Source organism: Streptomyces sp. NPDC036984 (assembly GCF_055607665.1).
Genome location: NZ_JBVJRL010000004.1, coordinates 443,675 through 459,199, shown reverse-complemented (window position 1 = coordinate 459,199; position 15,525 = coordinate 443,675). Strand labels below are relative to the sequence as shown.

Annotated in this window: 14 protein-coding genes and 1 tRNA gene; 5 read left to right on the top strand and 10 right to left on the bottom strand. The window is 71.3% G+C overall.

Going from position 1 to position 15,525, the window contains the following annotated elements:
* Positions 1 to 16: 16 nt before the first annotated feature.
* The 3 genes from ACZ7DL_RS11430 to ACZ7DL_RS11420 all read right to left on the bottom strand — a co-directional run bounded on the left by ACZ7DL_RS11430 (position 17) and on the right by ACZ7DL_RS11420 (position 1,765).
* Complete coding sequence (locus ACZ7DL_RS11430) at positions 17 to 631, bottom strand: DedA family protein (protein ID WP_470773392.1); 615 nt, start codon at positions 629 to 631, stop codon at positions 17 to 19.
* A gap of 123 nt (positions 632 to 754) precedes the next feature.
* A complete protein-coding gene (locus ACZ7DL_RS11425) occupies positions 755 to 1,210 on the bottom strand; it encodes a DoxX family protein (protein ID WP_470773391.1) in 456 nt (151 codons plus the stop codon).
* 315 nt (positions 1,211 to 1,525) lie between these two features.
* Complete coding sequence (locus tag ACZ7DL_RS11420; protein ID WP_470773389.1) at positions 1,526 to 1,765, bottom strand: DUF2277 domain-containing protein; 240 nt, start codon at positions 1,763 to 1,765, stop codon at positions 1,526 to 1,528.
* Positions 1,766 to 1,858: 93 nt separating this feature from the next.
* On the opposite strand from ACZ7DL_RS11420, the gene ACZ7DL_RS11415 reads away from it, so the two are divergent.
* Positions 1,859 to 2,758, top strand: a complete 900-nt coding sequence (locus ACZ7DL_RS11415; RefSeq protein ID WP_470773387.1) for a ketopantoate reductase family protein — start codon at positions 1,859 to 1,861, stop codon at positions 2,756 to 2,758.
* Between the two features lie 85 nt (positions 2,759 to 2,843).
* Positions 2,844 to 3,182, top strand: a complete 339-nt coding sequence (locus ACZ7DL_RS11410) for a hypothetical protein (RefSeq protein WP_470773385.1) — start codon at positions 2,844 to 2,846, stop codon at positions 3,180 to 3,182.
* Positions 3,183 to 3,229: 47 nt separating this feature from the next.
* On the opposite strand, the gene ACZ7DL_RS11405 is transcribed toward ACZ7DL_RS11410, so the two are convergent.
* A tRNA-Val gene (locus tag ACZ7DL_RS11405) sits at positions 3,230 to 3,301 on the bottom strand.
* A 186-nt stretch (positions 3,302 to 3,487) separates the two neighbouring features.
* On the opposite strand from ACZ7DL_RS11405, the gene ACZ7DL_RS11400 reads away from it, so the two are divergent.
* Together ACZ7DL_RS11400 and ACZ7DL_RS11395 are read left to right on the top strand one after the other, a co-directional pair.
* Positions 3,488 to 4,879: a hypothetical protein gene (locus tag ACZ7DL_RS11400; RefSeq protein WP_470773383.1), complete on the top strand. Its 1,392-nt coding sequence runs from the start codon at positions 3,488 to 3,490 to the stop codon at positions 4,877 to 4,879.
* Between the two features lie 81 nt (positions 4,880 to 4,960).
* Entirely contained in the window at positions 4,961 to 5,554 is a 594-nt protein-coding gene (locus tag ACZ7DL_RS11395) for a DUF4383 domain-containing protein (RefSeq protein WP_470773382.1), read from the top strand.
* On the opposite strand, the gene ACZ7DL_RS11390 is transcribed toward ACZ7DL_RS11395, so the two are convergent.
* The 3 genes from ACZ7DL_RS11390 to ACZ7DL_RS11380 form a co-directional block, all read right to left on the bottom strand.
* A complete protein-coding gene (locus ACZ7DL_RS11390; protein WP_470773591.1) occupies positions 5,542 to 6,645 on the bottom strand; it encodes an amidase domain-containing protein in 1,104 nt (367 codons plus the stop codon). The two genes, ACZ7DL_RS11395 and ACZ7DL_RS11390, sit on opposite strands and share 13 nt — an antisense overlap.
* Before the next feature lie 187 nt (positions 6,646 to 6,832).
* A complete protein-coding gene (locus tag ACZ7DL_RS11385; protein WP_470773381.1) occupies positions 6,833 to 8,125 on the bottom strand; it encodes a polysaccharide deacetylase family protein in 1,293 nt (430 codons plus the stop codon).
* Positions 8,126 to 8,167: 42 nt separating this feature from the next.
* Positions 8,168 to 10,375, bottom strand: a complete 2,208-nt coding sequence (locus ACZ7DL_RS11380; protein ID WP_470773379.1) for a transglycosylase domain-containing protein — start codon at positions 10,373 to 10,375, stop codon at positions 8,168 to 8,170.
* A 209-nt stretch (positions 10,376 to 10,584) separates the two neighbouring features.
* Here ACZ7DL_RS11380 and ACZ7DL_RS11375 point away from each other — a divergent pair, with 209 nt between their 5' ends.
* On the top strand, positions 10,585 to 10,803 hold the full coding sequence (locus ACZ7DL_RS11375; protein WP_470773377.1) for an FmdB family zinc ribbon protein: 219 nt from the start codon (positions 10,585 to 10,587) through the stop codon (positions 10,801 to 10,803).
* Positions 10,804 to 10,905: 102 nt separating this feature from the next.
* On the opposite strand, the gene ACZ7DL_RS11370 is transcribed toward ACZ7DL_RS11375, so the two are convergent.
* The 3 genes from ACZ7DL_RS11370 to ACZ7DL_RS11360 are packed head-to-tail and all read right to left on the bottom strand — an operon-like array spanning position 10,906 to position 15,410.
* Positions 10,906 to 11,718 carry an HAD family hydrolase gene (locus ACZ7DL_RS11370; protein WP_470773375.1) on the bottom strand — a complete coding sequence of 271 codons (813 nt, stop codon included), beginning with the start codon at positions 11,716 to 11,718 and terminating at the stop codon, positions 10,906 to 10,908.
* Positions 11,718 to 14,216, bottom strand: a complete 2,499-nt coding sequence (locus ACZ7DL_RS11365) for a phosphoribosyltransferase (RefSeq protein WP_470773373.1) — start codon at positions 14,214 to 14,216, stop codon at positions 11,718 to 11,720. Before ACZ7DL_RS11365 ends, ACZ7DL_RS11370 begins: the two co-directional genes overlap by 1 nt.
* A 27-nt stretch (positions 14,217 to 14,243) precedes the next feature.
* On the bottom strand, positions 14,244 to 15,410 hold the full coding sequence (locus ACZ7DL_RS11360) for an HpcH/HpaI aldolase/citrate lyase family protein (RefSeq protein ID WP_470773372.1): 1,167 nt from the start codon (positions 15,408 to 15,410) through the stop codon (positions 14,244 to 14,246).
* Positions 15,411 to 15,525 lie beyond the last annotated feature (115 nt).

Sequence of the window (15,525 nt, the reverse complement as noted above, 5' to 3'; positions counted from 1 at the left end):
CGACTGCGGGTCCGGTTCAGGAAGCCGGACGTCGGCGCACCAGGAAGCCCGCCGCCGCGCCCGCTCCGAAGAGTGCGGCCACCGAGACGCCCGTGGCGAGCCAGGTCGCGCCCAGCCACTGGGCGCCGTAGTAGCCGAGGGCGACGCTCCAGGCGGCCCAGGACAGGCCGGCCAGGGCCGACCAGGGCAGGAACTCGCGGACGCGGCGATGGGCGGCGCCGGCGCAGAAGGAGACGACCGAGCGGCCGGCGGGGGCGAAGCGGGCGAGCACGACCAGCGCGCCGCCGCCCCGCGCGAGCGCCTCGCCGAGACGTTCCTGCGCGGTGGTCAGCCGCCGGGAGCGGGCTATCGCCCGGTCCAGCCGCGCCCCGCCGCGCCAGGCCAGCCGGTAGGCCACCATGTCGCCGAGGACCGAGGCGGTGGCCGCGGACACGATCAGGGCCAGGATGTCCGGCACCTCGCCCGGGACCCGGCCCGCCGCCGCGCCCGTACCCGCCGCCGCCGCCGTGGCGGCCGTGATGACGAGCACGCCGCTCGGCAGCACCGGCAGGAACACATCGAGCAGCACCGACAGGGCCACCACGGCATAGATCCATGGTCCGGCCGCCAGCGACCCCACGCTCTCGAACACGACGACTCCCGTCACTCCCCCGTTGAACAGCCATACAGCGTACGCGGAGGGTGTGACGGGAGTTTCGCGGGGGGCTCGTGGGGCGATTACCGAATGTTCACAGGGTGGCGCGTCGCGTGCGGGTCAGGCCGCGACGGGCGTCTGCTCCGAGGCGGGCTCGCCGTCCGCCGACCCGCGCCGGGCGAAGAGCCGGTCCAGGCCGAAGGCGCCGGAGCCGGTGAAGACCAGCAGGAAGAACGCCCAGCAGAACAGCGCCGACAGCTCGCCGCCGTTCTGGATGGGCCACAGCGCGGCCTGCTGGTGGACGTCGAAGTAGGCGTACGCCATCGAGCCGGAGGCGATCAGCGCGGCCCCGCGGGTGCCGAGGCCGAGCAGCACCAGACCACCGGCGACCAGCTGGATCACCGCCGCGTACCAGCCGGGCCAGGTGCCGGCCTCGATCGTGCCGCCGTTGGTGCCCACGGCGCCGCCGAGGACGCCGAAGAGGGAGGCTGCGCCGTGCACCGCGAAGAGCAGGCCGATGACGATGCGGAAGAGCCCGAGGACGTAGGGCTGAGCGGAATTGAGACGTGCCGACATGAGGGATCGCTCCTGTTCGGTGTCGGTCGGGCCGGCCGGGGACTGAGCGGGCCGGTCGTGGGGGCGGCGGTACCGAAGGGAGCACCAGGTTAGGCGAACCTAATCAATGCTTGCAAGTTCAACATCCGACCGCATGGGCAGCGCCTCCGTCCGGCCATGCCCGTGTCGCGGCCATCCGGCGCACCCCCTCGCGGACACACCGAACGTCAATCTCCTTGCTTTCAGTATTGTTTGACGGTCGGTCAGATAAACCGCCGACCGGATCCCGGTGCGAAACGGGTACTCAACGGCCCTGCCAGTGGCCGGGGTTGACCCTCAGGTGCGCTGTCCCGGGCCTCTCGCGGACCGACCCCGCACCTCCAGACCCCCGAGCAGTTCCGCCGTGGCCTCCGCCACCGCGGCCACCGCTCGGTCGAAGACCTCGCGGTTGTGGGCGGCGGGGGCGCGGAAGCCCGAGATCTTGCGTACGTACTGCAACGCGGCTGCGCGAATGTCGTCGTCCGTGGCCTCACCGGGCAGTGCGGGCGGGCGCAGGGTCTTGATGCTCCGGCACATGAGACAAGTCTGGCGCACCCCTCCGCCCCCCTGCCATGATCACCACGAAGGCGGCCACCGACCTCCGGGGCCGACCGTCGAAAGGACAACTTCATGACCAACCCGCTCACCGTGGCCGTCCTCGGCCCCGGCGGCACCGGCGGCCTGCTCGCCGCCCTCCTGTCCCGCGCCGGGCACCGCGTACTGTGCCTGGCCGGGGAGGCCACGGCCGGCACCCTGCGCCGTACCGGCATCACGGTCCGCAGCCCGCAGTTCGGCGACTTCACCACCCCCGTCGAGGCGGACACCGAGCTGCGCGAGCCGGTGGACGCCTGCCTGATCACCGTCAAGCAGACCGCGCTCGACTCCGCCCTCACCCGGGTCCCGCCGGCCGCCCTCGGCGACGCCCTGGTCGTACCGCTGCTGAACGGCGTCGAACACCCCGCCGCCCTGCGCGCCCGCTACCGCCCCGACCGGGTCGCCCCGGCCGTGATCCGGGTGGAGTCCACCCGTGTCGCGCCGGGCGTGATCGAACACGGCAGCCCGTTCACCGAGATCGACCTGGCCGGGGACGCCGTACCCCGCGCCCGGCTCGACGCGCTGGCCGCGACCCTCACCGCCGCCGGCACGACCGCCCGCGTGGCCGGGGACGAGACGGCGGCCCTGTGGGCCAAGATGGCCTTCCTCGCCCCGTTCGCCCTGCTCACCACGCGGTACGGCGTCCCGCTCGGCACGGCCCGCAGCCGCCACCGGGACGAACTCCGGGCGCTGGTCGCCGAGACCGCCGCCGTCAGCCGCGCCTGCGGCGCCCCCGCCGACCCGGCGCAGGCCCTCGCCCGGTACGACGCCTTCCCGCCCGCAGCCAAGTCGTCCATGCAGCGCGACGCCGAGGCGGGCCGCCCGCTCGAACTCGACGCCATCGGCGGGGCCGTGCTGCGGGCAGCCGAGCGGCACGGGGTACCGGTGCCGGTGACGGCGCGGCTGGTGGCGGAGGTGCGGGCCGCCGGGCACTGACGCCCGGCCACTCGTTCGACTGAACCCGGCCCGAACCCCACGGCCGGCCTCGCCTCACAAAATCGAACAGGCGTAGCATTGCCGCGTGGGTACGACCTATGAATTTCCCAGTGACCTCCTCGCCGGTCAGGAGGAGTTGCATCAGGTCCGGGCCGAGCTGTCGGCCCTGCTCAAGCGGCTGCCCTGGTCGGTCGAGCCGATGGACGGCTTCAGCGACGACAACGGCTGGCGCAAGGTGGAGCGGCCCGCGTCCCCCGGCTGGACGGAGGACGAGCAGGCCGAGGTGGAGAAGCTGCGGCGCCGCGAACACGAACTCGCGGTCTTCGTCAGCACACACCGCTTCTGGTCCGAGATGGCGGCGGCCGACCGCGTGGACGCCCGCACCAGGCTGAAGCACGCCCACGAGGAGGCGGAGCAGGAGTAAGCGCACGAGAACGGCCCCTCGGAGACTCCTCCGAGGGGCCGGACCTGTGGGCGCGGACGGTTTCGAACCGCCGACATCCTGCTTGTAAGGCAGGCGCTCTACCCCTGAGCTACGCACCCGGGACAGGTCGACAGCCTACATTGCCCGGTGGGCTGCGCTGCAAACCGGAGACAGGGGGTTCTCCCAGCGGGCTCCACGGAGGGGAAAAACACCGCGCGTACCGCGAACTGACCGGCCCGTGTGTTCGTCTTGCACGGGTGGGAGAATGACACCACCCAGGGCGAACCACAGCACGGGAGAGGGATGTGACGGCGACACCGGGCACGCCAGCGACCCAGCCGTACCCGCCGTCCGCCCCGAGGCTCCGGCGCGGGCGCTCGGCCCTGCGCGACACCCTCACCCTGCTGAGCCTGCCCATGCTGGCCGGGCCCGTACTGGCCGCCGCGTTCGCCGGCGGAGGCACCCGGCGCTGGTTCGGCGGGCGGGCGGAGAGCCAGCGGGCCGAGGCGCAGGCCGCCAAGGACGCCGCCGCGACCGCGTTCTACGAACTCGACACCGCCCAGCGGGATCTGCGCATCTCGATCGAGACCATCACGGCGGTGGACGACTCCCCCGCCGCCCGGCGCGCCGTCTTGGACTTCGAGGCGCTCGGGCGCCGGATCGACGAGGCCAGCCGGCGCTACATCCAGGCCGTCGACGCCCACGATCTGGACCGGGACGACCTGGAGGCCGGCACGGCCTCCCGGGCACGTGCCGAGCTGACCGCGGCCAAGGACGAGCTGCTCGGGGTCCGGCAGGAGCTGGACCGGTTCGGTGACTCGCTCGCCTCGCTGCTGGGCACGGCGGAGACCCGGCTGGCGCGGCTGGCGCCCGCCGTGGAGCGGGCCCGGCAGTCGCTGCTGGCCGCGAGCAACGCGCTGGACGCCGTCCGCGAGAAGGGCCTCGGGGGCGATGATCTCGCCGCGCGGCTGGCGGCCCTCTCGCCGGAGCTGACCAAGCTGAACCAGGGCGCCGGGCAGCACGGGGTGCAGCCGACGCTGGAGCGGGCCGAACGGGTGCAGCGGGAGGCCGGGGCGATCCGGGCCGAGGCCGAGCGGCTGCCGGAGAAGGCCGCCGAGATCGATCACCGGCTGGTGTCGCTGCGGACCAGGGCGCAGGCGCTGACCACGCGGGCCGGGCAGGTGGAGCCGGTGCTGAGCGAGCTGCGCCGCCGGTTCGCCGCCGCCTGCTGGCAGGACCTTCAGCAGGTGCCCGGGCAGGCCGCGGAGAACGTACGGCAGGCCGAGCTGAAGCTCCGGGAGGCGCAGACGGCCCGGGACGCCCGGCGCTGGCCGGACGCCACCTCGCTGCTGTCGACCGCACGGGCCCTGCTGAACGCCACGGACGAGGCCGTTTCCGCAGCCGGGGACCGCCTTGCCCGGCTGAACGCCGTACAGAAGGATCCGCAGGCCGAGATCGAGCGGACCCGGTTCGCGATCCGGGACGCCCAGCGGCTGGCCATGACGGGCCGTACCACCCCCGATCCGCGGCACGCCCGGCCGCTGGACGACGCGGTGGCCCGGCTGGAACGGGCGATCGGCACGCTGGAGGGCCGGCATCCGGACTACTGGCACTTCCTGACCGAGACCGAAGGGGTGCGGCAGGCGGTGACGCGTGTGGTGGCGCAGATCCGCGAGGAGCGCGGCGCCGGGCACTGAGGCGTGTGTTGCCGGAGGTGCGGGGCAGGCGGATATTGAAGTGGACGGATGGCCTCCGCTAGCGCCCGAGGGAGGCGGAACATGGCCACACACGTGCACGCGAAGGACGACCGGGAGCGCCGGCGGATGCTGCTGGACGATCATCTGCCCGTCGACCACCGGCTCAACCTGGTCTACCGGATCGGTGCGGGCCTGATCGGCGCCTTCCTGGTCATCTTCGGCATTCTGGGCCTGATCGACCAGATCGGCTTCTTCAACACCGGCGGTGACACGGTCGCCGGGCTGAACACCAACGGCGCACTCAGCGTGCTGTCGATCGGCATCGGCGCGTTGCTGCTGGTCGGAATGGTGATCGGGGGGAACTTCGCGTCGACCCTGAACATGGTCCTCGGCGTGCTGTTCCTGCTGAACGGCTTCCTGTTCCTCGGCCTGCTGGACACCGGCAGCAACTTCCTGGCCTTCAAGATCCAGAACGTCTTCTTCAGCTTCATCGTGGGTCTGCTGCTGATGACGTTCGGCATGTACGGCCGGGTCGGGCACGCCCTGCCGCACGACAACCCGTACTGGCGGGCCCGCCACCCCGAGTCCTCCCCTCAGGAGCAGCGGATGCTCCAGGAGAAGCGGGAGGAACCGGGGCGGCCGGGCACGCAGCCGGGCAGGGGTCAGGTCCTGTAGGCGTAGAACGCCGCGGTCGGGTACGAGGCGACGAGGCTGGCCACCGACCTGTTGTAGGTGTTGGTCGAGTGGTAGCTCACGTACGGCACGCCCCGGCGGTCCCGGTAGGTGACGATCATCGAGTGGTCCTTGGACCCGTCCCGGTTGAAGTCCATCTGGAGCACGTCACCGAGGTCCATCTGGTAGACGTTGGCCAGGCTGGTGGCCCGCTTCGAGGACAGGGCGAACCAGGAGAACTCGTTGACACCGATGAACGAGTCCGACTGGATCTCGGAGTTGCCGAACCACTTGTGGAAGTCGTACGTGTAGCCGGGTACGTGCTTCCAGCCGCCCGCCTTCAGGGCCTGGCTGACGAAGTTGGTGCAGTCGCCGCCGGCCCCCTGCCCGTTGAAGTCCGGGTAGGCCGGGTTGTAGTTGTTCCAGTACTTCTGCGCGTAGGCCACCATGGCCTTGTAGTCGTAGCCGGTCGCGGAGAAGTTCTTCGCGTTGGCCGGTGCGGGCCAGGAGGTGGCCGCGCGGGCCGCCGACGGCGGGCCGTCGTCCTCGGCGGTGGTCTTCACCTTGGCGACGGTGGGCTTGGCGACCTGGTTCACCGCGAGGTAGCCCTGGTCGGTGTCCTTGATGCCGGTCAGCTGCCAGGTGCCGTGCCGGTCCGCCGTGAAGGTCAGCTCGTGGTGCGCCTGGAAACCGGTCGACTTCGGGCTCTTGGCGGTGGCCTTGTCGTAGCTCAGCGTCGTGGTCTCGGTGACGGCGACCTTGGCGTGCCGGCCCTTCACCTGGGTGGCGTCGAGCGTGACCTTGGTGCTGCCCGCCCGGTACGTCTCGCCCAGCCGGGCCAGCCGGCTGCGCCGGTCGCGCAACTCGTCCAGCGCGGACCTCTGCTGCTGGGTCTGTCCGCCGGACAGGCGCACCGATCCGGAGAAGCCGGACGTGTGCCGGGTCTCCTGCTTTCCGGCGCCCTCCACGAGTGCCTGCGTGCGGTCGGTGAAGACCGCATCGGCCAGCCGCTGGAAGGTCGCCTTGGTGGCCGCGTCCACCGTCGGGTCGTCGGTCACGGCCGCGCCTGCGCTCCAGTTGGGCACCAGGGCCACGCCGGCGACCACCGAGGCGGCCGCGGCGGTGACTATGGCCGTGCGGCGCCGCCTACGGCTCAGTCTTCTTGATTTCAATGATGTTCCCCTCTACGCCGGTACACCTACCGGGCGAGGGGCATCTTGCCACGGCGGGTGTGGCGGTTGTGAAGGGGGTTGCACAAGTGGAATCCCCAGAGCGTACTTGTCACTTGACGACGGCCGACCAGTCCGGCGACTGGGCCGGGTCGAGGCCGCGCAGGGCGGCCAGGGTCTGCGGCTTCTGTACGTCGAGCCAGTCGGTCAGCTCCTTGAAGGACACGCACTTGACGCCCTTCTTGGTGCAGACGTTCTTCACCAGCTGGTCGACGGCCTTCATGTAGATGCCGCCGTTCCAGTCCTCGAAGTGGTTGCCGATGAACAGCGGCGCCCGGCTGCCGTAGTAGACCCGGTTGAAGCCCTTCATGTAGGAGTCGACGGTCATCTGCTCCCACTCGGGGTACTTCGCCGGGTCGCCCTGGACCTCGCCGTCGGACTGGTTGTAGAGGAAGTTGAAGTCCATCGACAGCGCCTGCACGTTGTCGGTGTACGGCAGCAGCTGGAGCGGGAAGTCCCAGATGCCGTTCTTCTTGCCGGGCCAGATCTGGAAGTCGCCCGGGGAGCTGGCGTCGTAGCGCCAGCCGTAGCTCTTGATGGCCTTCAGGAGGTTCTCCTGGCCCTCCAGGCAGGGCGCCCGGCCGCCGGTGACCTCCTTCTTGAAGTCGAAGGGCAGCGCGGGAGCGTCCTTCCAGCCGGTGTTGGTCTTCCAGCGCTCCACGAACGAGTAGAACTGGTCGATCTCGCTCTTCCACTCCTGCACGCTCCAGTCGCCGCCGCCCTTGGCGCCGCAGAAGTGGCCGTTGAAGTGGGTGCCTATCTCGTTGCCGTCCTGGTACGCCTTGCTCAGCTGCTCCAGCGTGGTGCGGATGTGGTCGTCGGTGGCGTAGTCGATGGCGGCGTCGCCCGCGGAGTGCATGGGGCCGTGGTAGAGGGCCTTCTTGCTCTTCGGCAGCAGGTAGATGCCGGTGAGGAAGAACGTCATGTGGGCGTCGTACTGCTTGGCCAGCTCCCGGTAGTGCGAGAACAGGTGGTCGCTGCCCTCCAGCGCGCCGTCCCAGGAGAAGACCACGAACTGGGGCGGCTTCTCGCCCGGCTTGAGCGGCTTCGGCGCCAACTGCCCCTTCTGCGGCCCGGTGTAGGAGGTGGACCCGTCGCCGAGAACCTTGGTCTTGCCGTCCCATTCCGGAGTCGGGCTGGCCTTCGGCGCCCCGGCCTTGGGCTTCTTGCCGGCGGCGGCGGCCGGCGTGCTGTTGCTGTCCGTGCCGGACAGCGCCAGGAACCCGGCCACCAGTGAGGCCACGACGAGGAGGGCGGCCAGCGTCAGAACCTGCGGCCGGGTGGCGCGGGGCGCACTGCGGCGGGGGGCTCGGCGGCGGCCTGTCGACGACATCTTGCGGGGCATGCGCGGCTCATTCTGCGGAGGGGAGGGTGGACGGGTCACGGCTCAGCCGAGGCCCGTCGCGGCCGACCAGAGGGCATACGGGACGCTGTGGGCGGACGTACCGGCCAGGCCCTTGAGCGGCAGGGGCTCCAGGGACCTCGCCAGATCGATGCGGTAGACGACGACCGCGGTGGACACGGAGTCGGCCGTGCCGACGTACCAGGCGGCGGTGTCCTTCTCCGTGGTGCCGGCCTTCCCGGACACCCCGGCCCGGCCGGCCGCCGCGTCGGGGTGGGCGGTGCGGAAGGAGTCGGTGAGCGCCTCCGTGACCTCCTCGGCCACCTGCGCACCGACCGCGCGCTTCGGGTGCGGGGTGCCCAGGGCGACCGGGTGGCCGTTGCGGGTGATACGGCGGATCGAGTACGGCTCGGTGTGCTTGCCGCCGGCCGCGAAGGTGGCATAGCCGCTGGCCATCCGGATCGCGCTGGGCGTGGAGTTGCCCAGCGACAGGGCGGGCACCTGGGGACCCATGCTGGAGGACAGCAGTCCGGACGCCACGGCGGTCTGGCGCACCTTGTCCAGGCCGGCGTCCATGCCGAGCTGCATGAACGGGGTGTTCGCCGACTTCGCCATCGCCTCCCGCAGGGTGATCTGCCCGTACGAGGCACCGCCGTCGTTGTGCGCGGCGACCTTCTTGCCGCTGCGGTCCCAGTACGGCCCCTCCGGGGTGGTGACGGGCACGCCGTCGTCACCGTCGTAGACGCTGTCCGGGGTGACCGGGGTTGCGGGTCCGCCGCGCGTTTTGCGCACACCGTGTTCGAGTCCGGCGGCGTAGACGAACGGCGTGAACGCGGTGCCGGCCGGGACGGTGGTCGCGTTGGACTCGTTGTAGCCCTGCTTACGGTGGTCCGGGCCGCCGTAGACGGCGAGGATCCGGCCGTCCGCGGCCACCGAGGCGGCGCCGTAGTGGCCGTTCTTCGCCACCGCCGGATCGTCCTTCCTGGCCTGCTTGCGGGCCTTGGTGACGGCGTCCGTGAGGGCCCGCTCCCGCTTGCGGTCGAAGGTCGTGTAGATCTGGTAGCCGCCCAGGTCGAACTGCTTGTCCGTCAGGTGTCCGGCCTTCTTGGCGTACTGCGAGGCCAGCTCCACCAGGTAGTCGCTCTGTGCACCGGTGTTGTACAGCGGATTGCTCTTCAGCGGCTCGGGGAACTCGGTGTACGTGGCCCGTTCCTGCGGCGACAGCTTGCCGATCTTGACCATGCGGTCCAGGATCCAGGACCAGCGCTCGACCGCCCGCGCGTGGTTGGCCGCGCTGAGGGTGGGGTCGTAGAGGCCGGCGCCCTTGAGCAGCGAGGCCAGCATGGCCGCCTCGGAGGCGTTGAGCTTGCCGACGTCCTTGCCGTAGTAGGCCTGGGCCGCGCGCTGGATGCCGTAGCTGCCGCGGCCGAACCAGCTGGTGTTGAGATAGCCCTCGAGGATCTGGTCCTTGCTCATCTTGTTGTCGAGCTTGAGGGCGATCATCGCCTCGGTGAATTTACGGCTGATCGTCTGGTTCTGCGTCAGATAAACGTTCTTCACGTACTGCTGGGTAATGGTCGATCCACCCTCGGTGTCCCCCTGGCCCAGCGTGCGGAACACCGCCCGGGTGATGCCTTTTGCGGAAATGCCCGGGTCCGAGTAGAAGCTCTCGTTCTCCGCCGCCAGCACCGCCCAGCGGACGTCCTCGGGTATGTCGTCGAGGGGCATCGCCTGCCGCTGCACCCAGCCCGTGCGGGCCATGGGCGTGCCGTCGGACCAGAAGTAGACGTTGTCCTGCTGCGTGGCGTACGAGTTGAGGTTGTCCGGTATGTCCGTCATCGCATAGGCGGTGACGAGGAACGCGCCGAGCAGACCGATCGAGGTCAGGGTGGCGCCGAGCCACTGGCGCCAGGAGGGTATCCAGCGGCGCCAGCCGGTGCGGCCGGGGCGCGGGTAGACCGGCTTCAGGCGGCGCGCATAGGGGGCCGCACGGCGGGCGTACGGGGCCAGCGGGGCGAACAGGCGGCCCGCCGCGCTCACGACCGCGCTCACGACCGCGCCCGGGTTCGCGGTGCGTTCCCGTTCGGCGGTGCGCGCGGTGCGCCGGCGCTCGGCCCGGCCGCCGCCCGGAGCGGGCGGCTGCGGCGGCTCCGGGACGCGCAGCTGCATGGTCTCGTCCGCCCTGAGGGCGTCGACTCTCAGATGCAGGGTCTCGTCGGCGTTCGCCGGCTTCTCGCCACGGCCACCCCCCATGGGGCCGTCCTCCCCCTGCGACGCATTGGTCACCCTGCGTCTCCCTCCGCACTAGGTCTTGCTCGCGCGGGTGAGCTGAGCATCCTCGCAACGGCGTTCACAAATTATCAGTAACGTTTGTGAAAGCCCTGCACATATGCCGGATAGAAAGCAACACTCATGAAACATTGAGACGTCCCCGGTGGGGCCTTGACGGCTAACCTGGGCGCATGCCTCGCTATGAGTACCGCTGCCGGACCTGCGGCGACACGTTCGAACTCTCCCGACCGATGGCTCAGTCCGCCGCCCCCGCGAGCTGCCCCGCGGGCCACGACGACACCGTGAAGTTGCTGTCGACCGTGGCTGTGGGCGGCGTGTCGTCGAACACACCCGCGCCCGCGCCGGGGGCCGGTGGGGGCGGGTGCTGCGGGGGCGGGTGCTGCGGATAGTCGCCTACGGGGGTGCCGCGCCGTGCCTCCGGCGGGTGCGGGTCCGTTGTGGTTCCTCGCGCCCCGCGGCGAAGCCGCATATCGAGCACAGCCCCGCGCCCCTCAGGTCGGCCGTCGTACCGTTCTCAGGAACTCCCGCAGGATCCGCTCGCCCGCCAGGACCCCCCGCTCCGGCAGCGCGCCGATCTCCGGCGCGCTCCAGCCGGTGTCGGCCAGTTCGCCGTGGCCGGGGCGCCAGCCTCGGTCGGCGGCCAGCAGCAGGTCGGCGTCGAGCAGAGAGTCCCCCGCGGCCAGCGTCAGCTCCGCGCCGGTGCGGCGGGCCAGCTCGCGGACGGCCGCGCTCTTGGTGAGCGGCTTGGGCACGGCGTAGATCTTGCGGCCTTGCAGGGACACCGTCCAGCCGCGGTTCTCCGCCCACACCGCCAGCTCCTTCACCCACTCCGCGGGCAGCAGCTCGCGCTCGACCACGAGGTAGGCGAACAGGTCCTCGGCGACCCGGTGCTTACGCACCCAGACCGGGTCGGCGGAGCGCAGCAGGTGCTCTTGGACCTCCGCCAGCGGCGCGCACTCGTCGGCGAGCCGCGTCAGCACGCTCGCGTGCCAGTCGGCGTCCGTGACCCCGTCCACCAGCAGATGGCCGCCGTTGGCGCAGATCGCGTACTTCGGCGGCGGGCCGGGCAGGTTGATGCGCTGGTACTGCTTGCGCGTCCGGGTCGTCGTCGGCACGAAGACGGCCGTGTCCCCGAGGTCGGTCAGCAGCTGGGCCGCGGTCTCCGTCATGTAGGAGAGCGGCTTGGCCTCGTGCACCTCCACGCACAGCAGCCGGGGCGCCCGCGCGTCCGGCATGGTCAGCGCGAGGGCCGCCGAGGAGTAGATCAGCGTACGGTCGAGGTCGCTCGCCACCAGCACCGGCATCAGACGTTCACCGCCTTGCCGTCGGCACCCGTGGCCCCGCGCGTGTACCGGGGGTGGATCAGCCCGACACAGGTGTACGGCAGCTCGCCGACCTCCTCGACCGGCACCCCGCGCTGCTCGGCGAGGAGCCGCACATGGTCCAGGTCGGCACCGGCCCCGGCCCGCGCGAGGATCTTCCACGGCACCCGGCGCAGCAGCACCCGGGTGGTCTCGCCGACGCCCGGCTTGACGAGGTTGACGTCGTGGATGCCGTACTCCTCGCTGATCCGCTCCACGGCCCGCCAGCCCGCCCAGGTGGGGGTGCGGTCCTCGGCCAGCAGTTCCTTGACCGCGCCGTCGACGGCGTCGGCGACCTCCGGGAAGCGGGCCGAGACGGCGTCCAGGAAGGCCACGGAGACATCGGCGCCGGCGAGCTCGCGGTAGAACTTGGCGCCGTGGAAGTCGTGCGGCCCGACCAGGTCGGCGCGCAGCACCGTACGGGAGATCAGACCGGACACGGTCGAGTTGAGGCAGGCGGACGGGATGAGGAAGTCCTCCCGGGTGCCGTAGGTGCGCACACAGGAGCCGGGGTCGGCGAGGACGGCGATCTCCGGGTCGAAGCCGGTGACCCCGTCCCGCTCCTCGAACTCCTCGATGGCCTCGGCCAGTTCGCGGGTGATCGCGCCCTTGCCGGTCCAGCCGTCGACGAAGACGACGTCCCGGGGGTCGTGGTGGGCGGCCAGCCAGCGCAGCGCGTTGGCGTCGATACCCCGGCCGCGCACGATCGACACCGCGTAGTGCGGGAGGTCGAGACCGTGCCGGAACTGTGCCCAGCGGCGCATGAGGATGCCGACCGGGGTGCCCGCGCGGGCGAGGGAGACCAGCACCGGGCGGGGCGACCGCTCGCTGATCACCGTGTCGGTGACGACGCCGACCGCCCGAGCCAGCCGGGTGGCTGACGCGTCCAGGGCCGTGTGGAACAGCTCCTGGTACTGCTCGCTGGGCTGGTACTCCACCGGCAGCGACTCGGCGTAGTGCGCGCCGCCCCTCTGGATGGCCTCCTCCCGCTCCTCGGTCGGCGCCTCCAGCGTGACGTCGGAGAGGTCCTGGAGCAGCCAGCCGACCTCCTCCGGCGCGTACGAGGAGAATGCGGGGCCGCGGAGGGGCTCGGGCAGCATGGCCGGCCTTTCGGGAGCGTGCGGGACGTACGACGGGACAACCGCGAGCAGGACGTGCGGGACGTGCGCCGCGAGCCGGGCCAGCAGGCCGTCGGGCGCGTGCAGGGCGGGGGTGTCGGCGACCGAGTCGACCACGGCGACGACGGTGTCGAAGCCGCCGCCCGCGACGTTGTAGGCGTACCGCTCGCCGGGACCGTCGGCCGGGTCGTCGTGGGCCGGGAAGACCAGGCGGGTACGGATCGCGTAACCGGGGTCGTCCAGCGCGAGGACGGGCGAGCGCGTGGTGGTGGAGAACCGCACCTCGGCGTCCGTGATCCCCTCCAGCTCGCGGGCGAGCCGCAGCGGGGCGTACATCAGCTCCTCGAAGCCGAGCACGAGGACACGCCGGGCACCGGCGGGCAGGGCGTCTTGTATGCGGGCGGCCATGGCGGGCAGTGCCGCTTCCAGCCGGGCTCGGTGGGCAGGGGTGAAACCGTGCCGGCCGCCATCAGGAAGACCCGAGGGCCAGTGCAGGTCGAGCTTGGTGACTGGCCTCGGCCGGTGCGCCCCTCCAGGGGCGCCGGGCGGGACATCATGCGGCTCCGCCGCGTGGGCGCGACCGGCCACAACGGACCCGCACCCGGCGGACTCACATTCCGCGACCAGTTCCTGCCCCTTCTCCAGCACTCCGTCCGGCAGCCGAACTGCCCCGGACGCCGTGGCGATCACATCCACCCGCGCCCCGATCTCCTCCGCGAACGCCCGGAGGCGAGCCGTGTCCTCAGCCGAGCGCATGTCGACCAGAGCCACCACCACATACCGCCGCCGCGGGTACCGTTCGTGCAGGTCACGGATGGTGTTCAGCACGGTGTTACCGGTGGAGAACTCGTCGTCCGCCAACACCAGCGGCCCGTCCCCGGCCAGCAGACCAGGGTCTTCCGGCAGCAGGAGATGCGAGGTGGCATGGGAGTGCGCCTCCTCGAAGCCGCCCGCCCGCGCCACCCCGGCCACCGGCCGCCGCGTGGAGTGCAGATACGGCGCCGAACCGAGCCCGTCGGCCACCGCATGCCCCAGCCCCGTCGCGGTCTCCGCATAACCGAGGACGACGGCGGCGCCCGCCTCCGCACCAAGCAGCGCAGCGACCTCGCGGCCCAGCCGGAATCCGTGGTCGTACACCACCGACGGCGACTGCGGGACGTGCTTGCCGAGGACGTTCGAGACCAGCAGGTGGGCTCGCTTCGGGTTGCGGCGCAGCGCGAGACCCAGCAGGGCCGGCAGCCCGTCGTCGCCCACGAGTCCGACCCCGAGCCGCTCGGCGACCCAGCTGCCGGACCAGACCCCGTCGTTCACTGCGTTCTTCATGCGTTCCTTGGAGAGAGGGACAAAGGTTCAGCCGGGTATGCCGGCGGCGAGCAGTTCCACGAAGCCGACGTCCTCGTTGGCGACGCCGAAGACCTCGGCGCGCAGCAGGGTCCGCTCGGCCCAGGCGCGGTGCGGTTTCACTTCGTTCATCTTGTTCGTGTAGGCCGACCGGAGTACACCCCCACCGCCGCGTTCCGGCCGCAGGATGTCCTGGGCGTCGCTGAACTCCTCGTGGCTGACCACGGAGAGTGCGTGCACGGGCAGGACGTGGGAGGGGTGGATGCAGGTCTTGCCGAGCAGGCCGTTGGCCTGGTCGAGGGAGATCTCCCGGAGCAGTCCGTCCATGGCGTGTTCGATGAGCTTCTCGCGCAGCTCCACGGCCTGCACCTCCAGGAACGGGCTCTGCCGGAGCTGCGGCTTGAACATACGTTCGGGGACCCGGAAGTACTCCCAGACCGGGCCGGTGACGGTGAAGCCGGTGCCGTCGGCGCGGCCCAGCACGTTCACGACGTCGGCGATCACGGAGGCGACGATCTGGACGTCGTACGCCGTCATGTCGGGGGCGCGGCGCAGGCCGTAGGAGGAGCAGAAGTCCGTCACGCCGAGGCGGAGCGCCAGCACCCGGTCGCGGTACTTGTCGACCGCGCGGAAGACGCCCTCCAGGGTCTCCACGCGGGACTCGCGGTAGAGCAGCTCGGGGGACTCCAGGACCGGCATGGCGAAGAGCCGGCGCCCGCTGGCCGTCTCGGCGGCGTGCAGCGCCTCCAGGAAGGGCATGCCGCGTTCCTCGGTGAACTTCGGCAGCACGAATCCGGACAGCAGGCGCACGGACGGGCCGAGGCGGCGGACCAGGTCCGGGATCTGTTCGGGGGTGCGCACCCGGATGAAAAGCAGAGGCGGCTCCGCCCCCGGACGCGCGTCGAGGTCGGCGAACTGCCGGACGAGGTTGGCCTCGGCCGCCCCGACCTCCGCGTCGGCGATCGAGTCCTCCAGGCACAGCACCATCGAGACCACGCCGTTGCCCGCCTGTTTGACGATGTCCTCGGCGAGCCGCGGCCGGGTGGCCGGGCTGTACAGCGTGGCGCCCAGGGCCGCGGAGAGCAGCCGGGCCGGGGAGTCGGCGGTGAACACGCACGGCTCCTGATGGAAGAGGCGCTGCCGCACCTCGGGGGCGATGTGCCCGAAATGACGCATAGAACTCCCTCGGAGCGCGAGCCGAGCCTCTGGGTTCGGTAAAGGGTGGCCGGTAATAGTACGTAGGGATCCATGTCCGGGGTTCCCAGCGGGCATGAATTTCCGGTAACCCGCC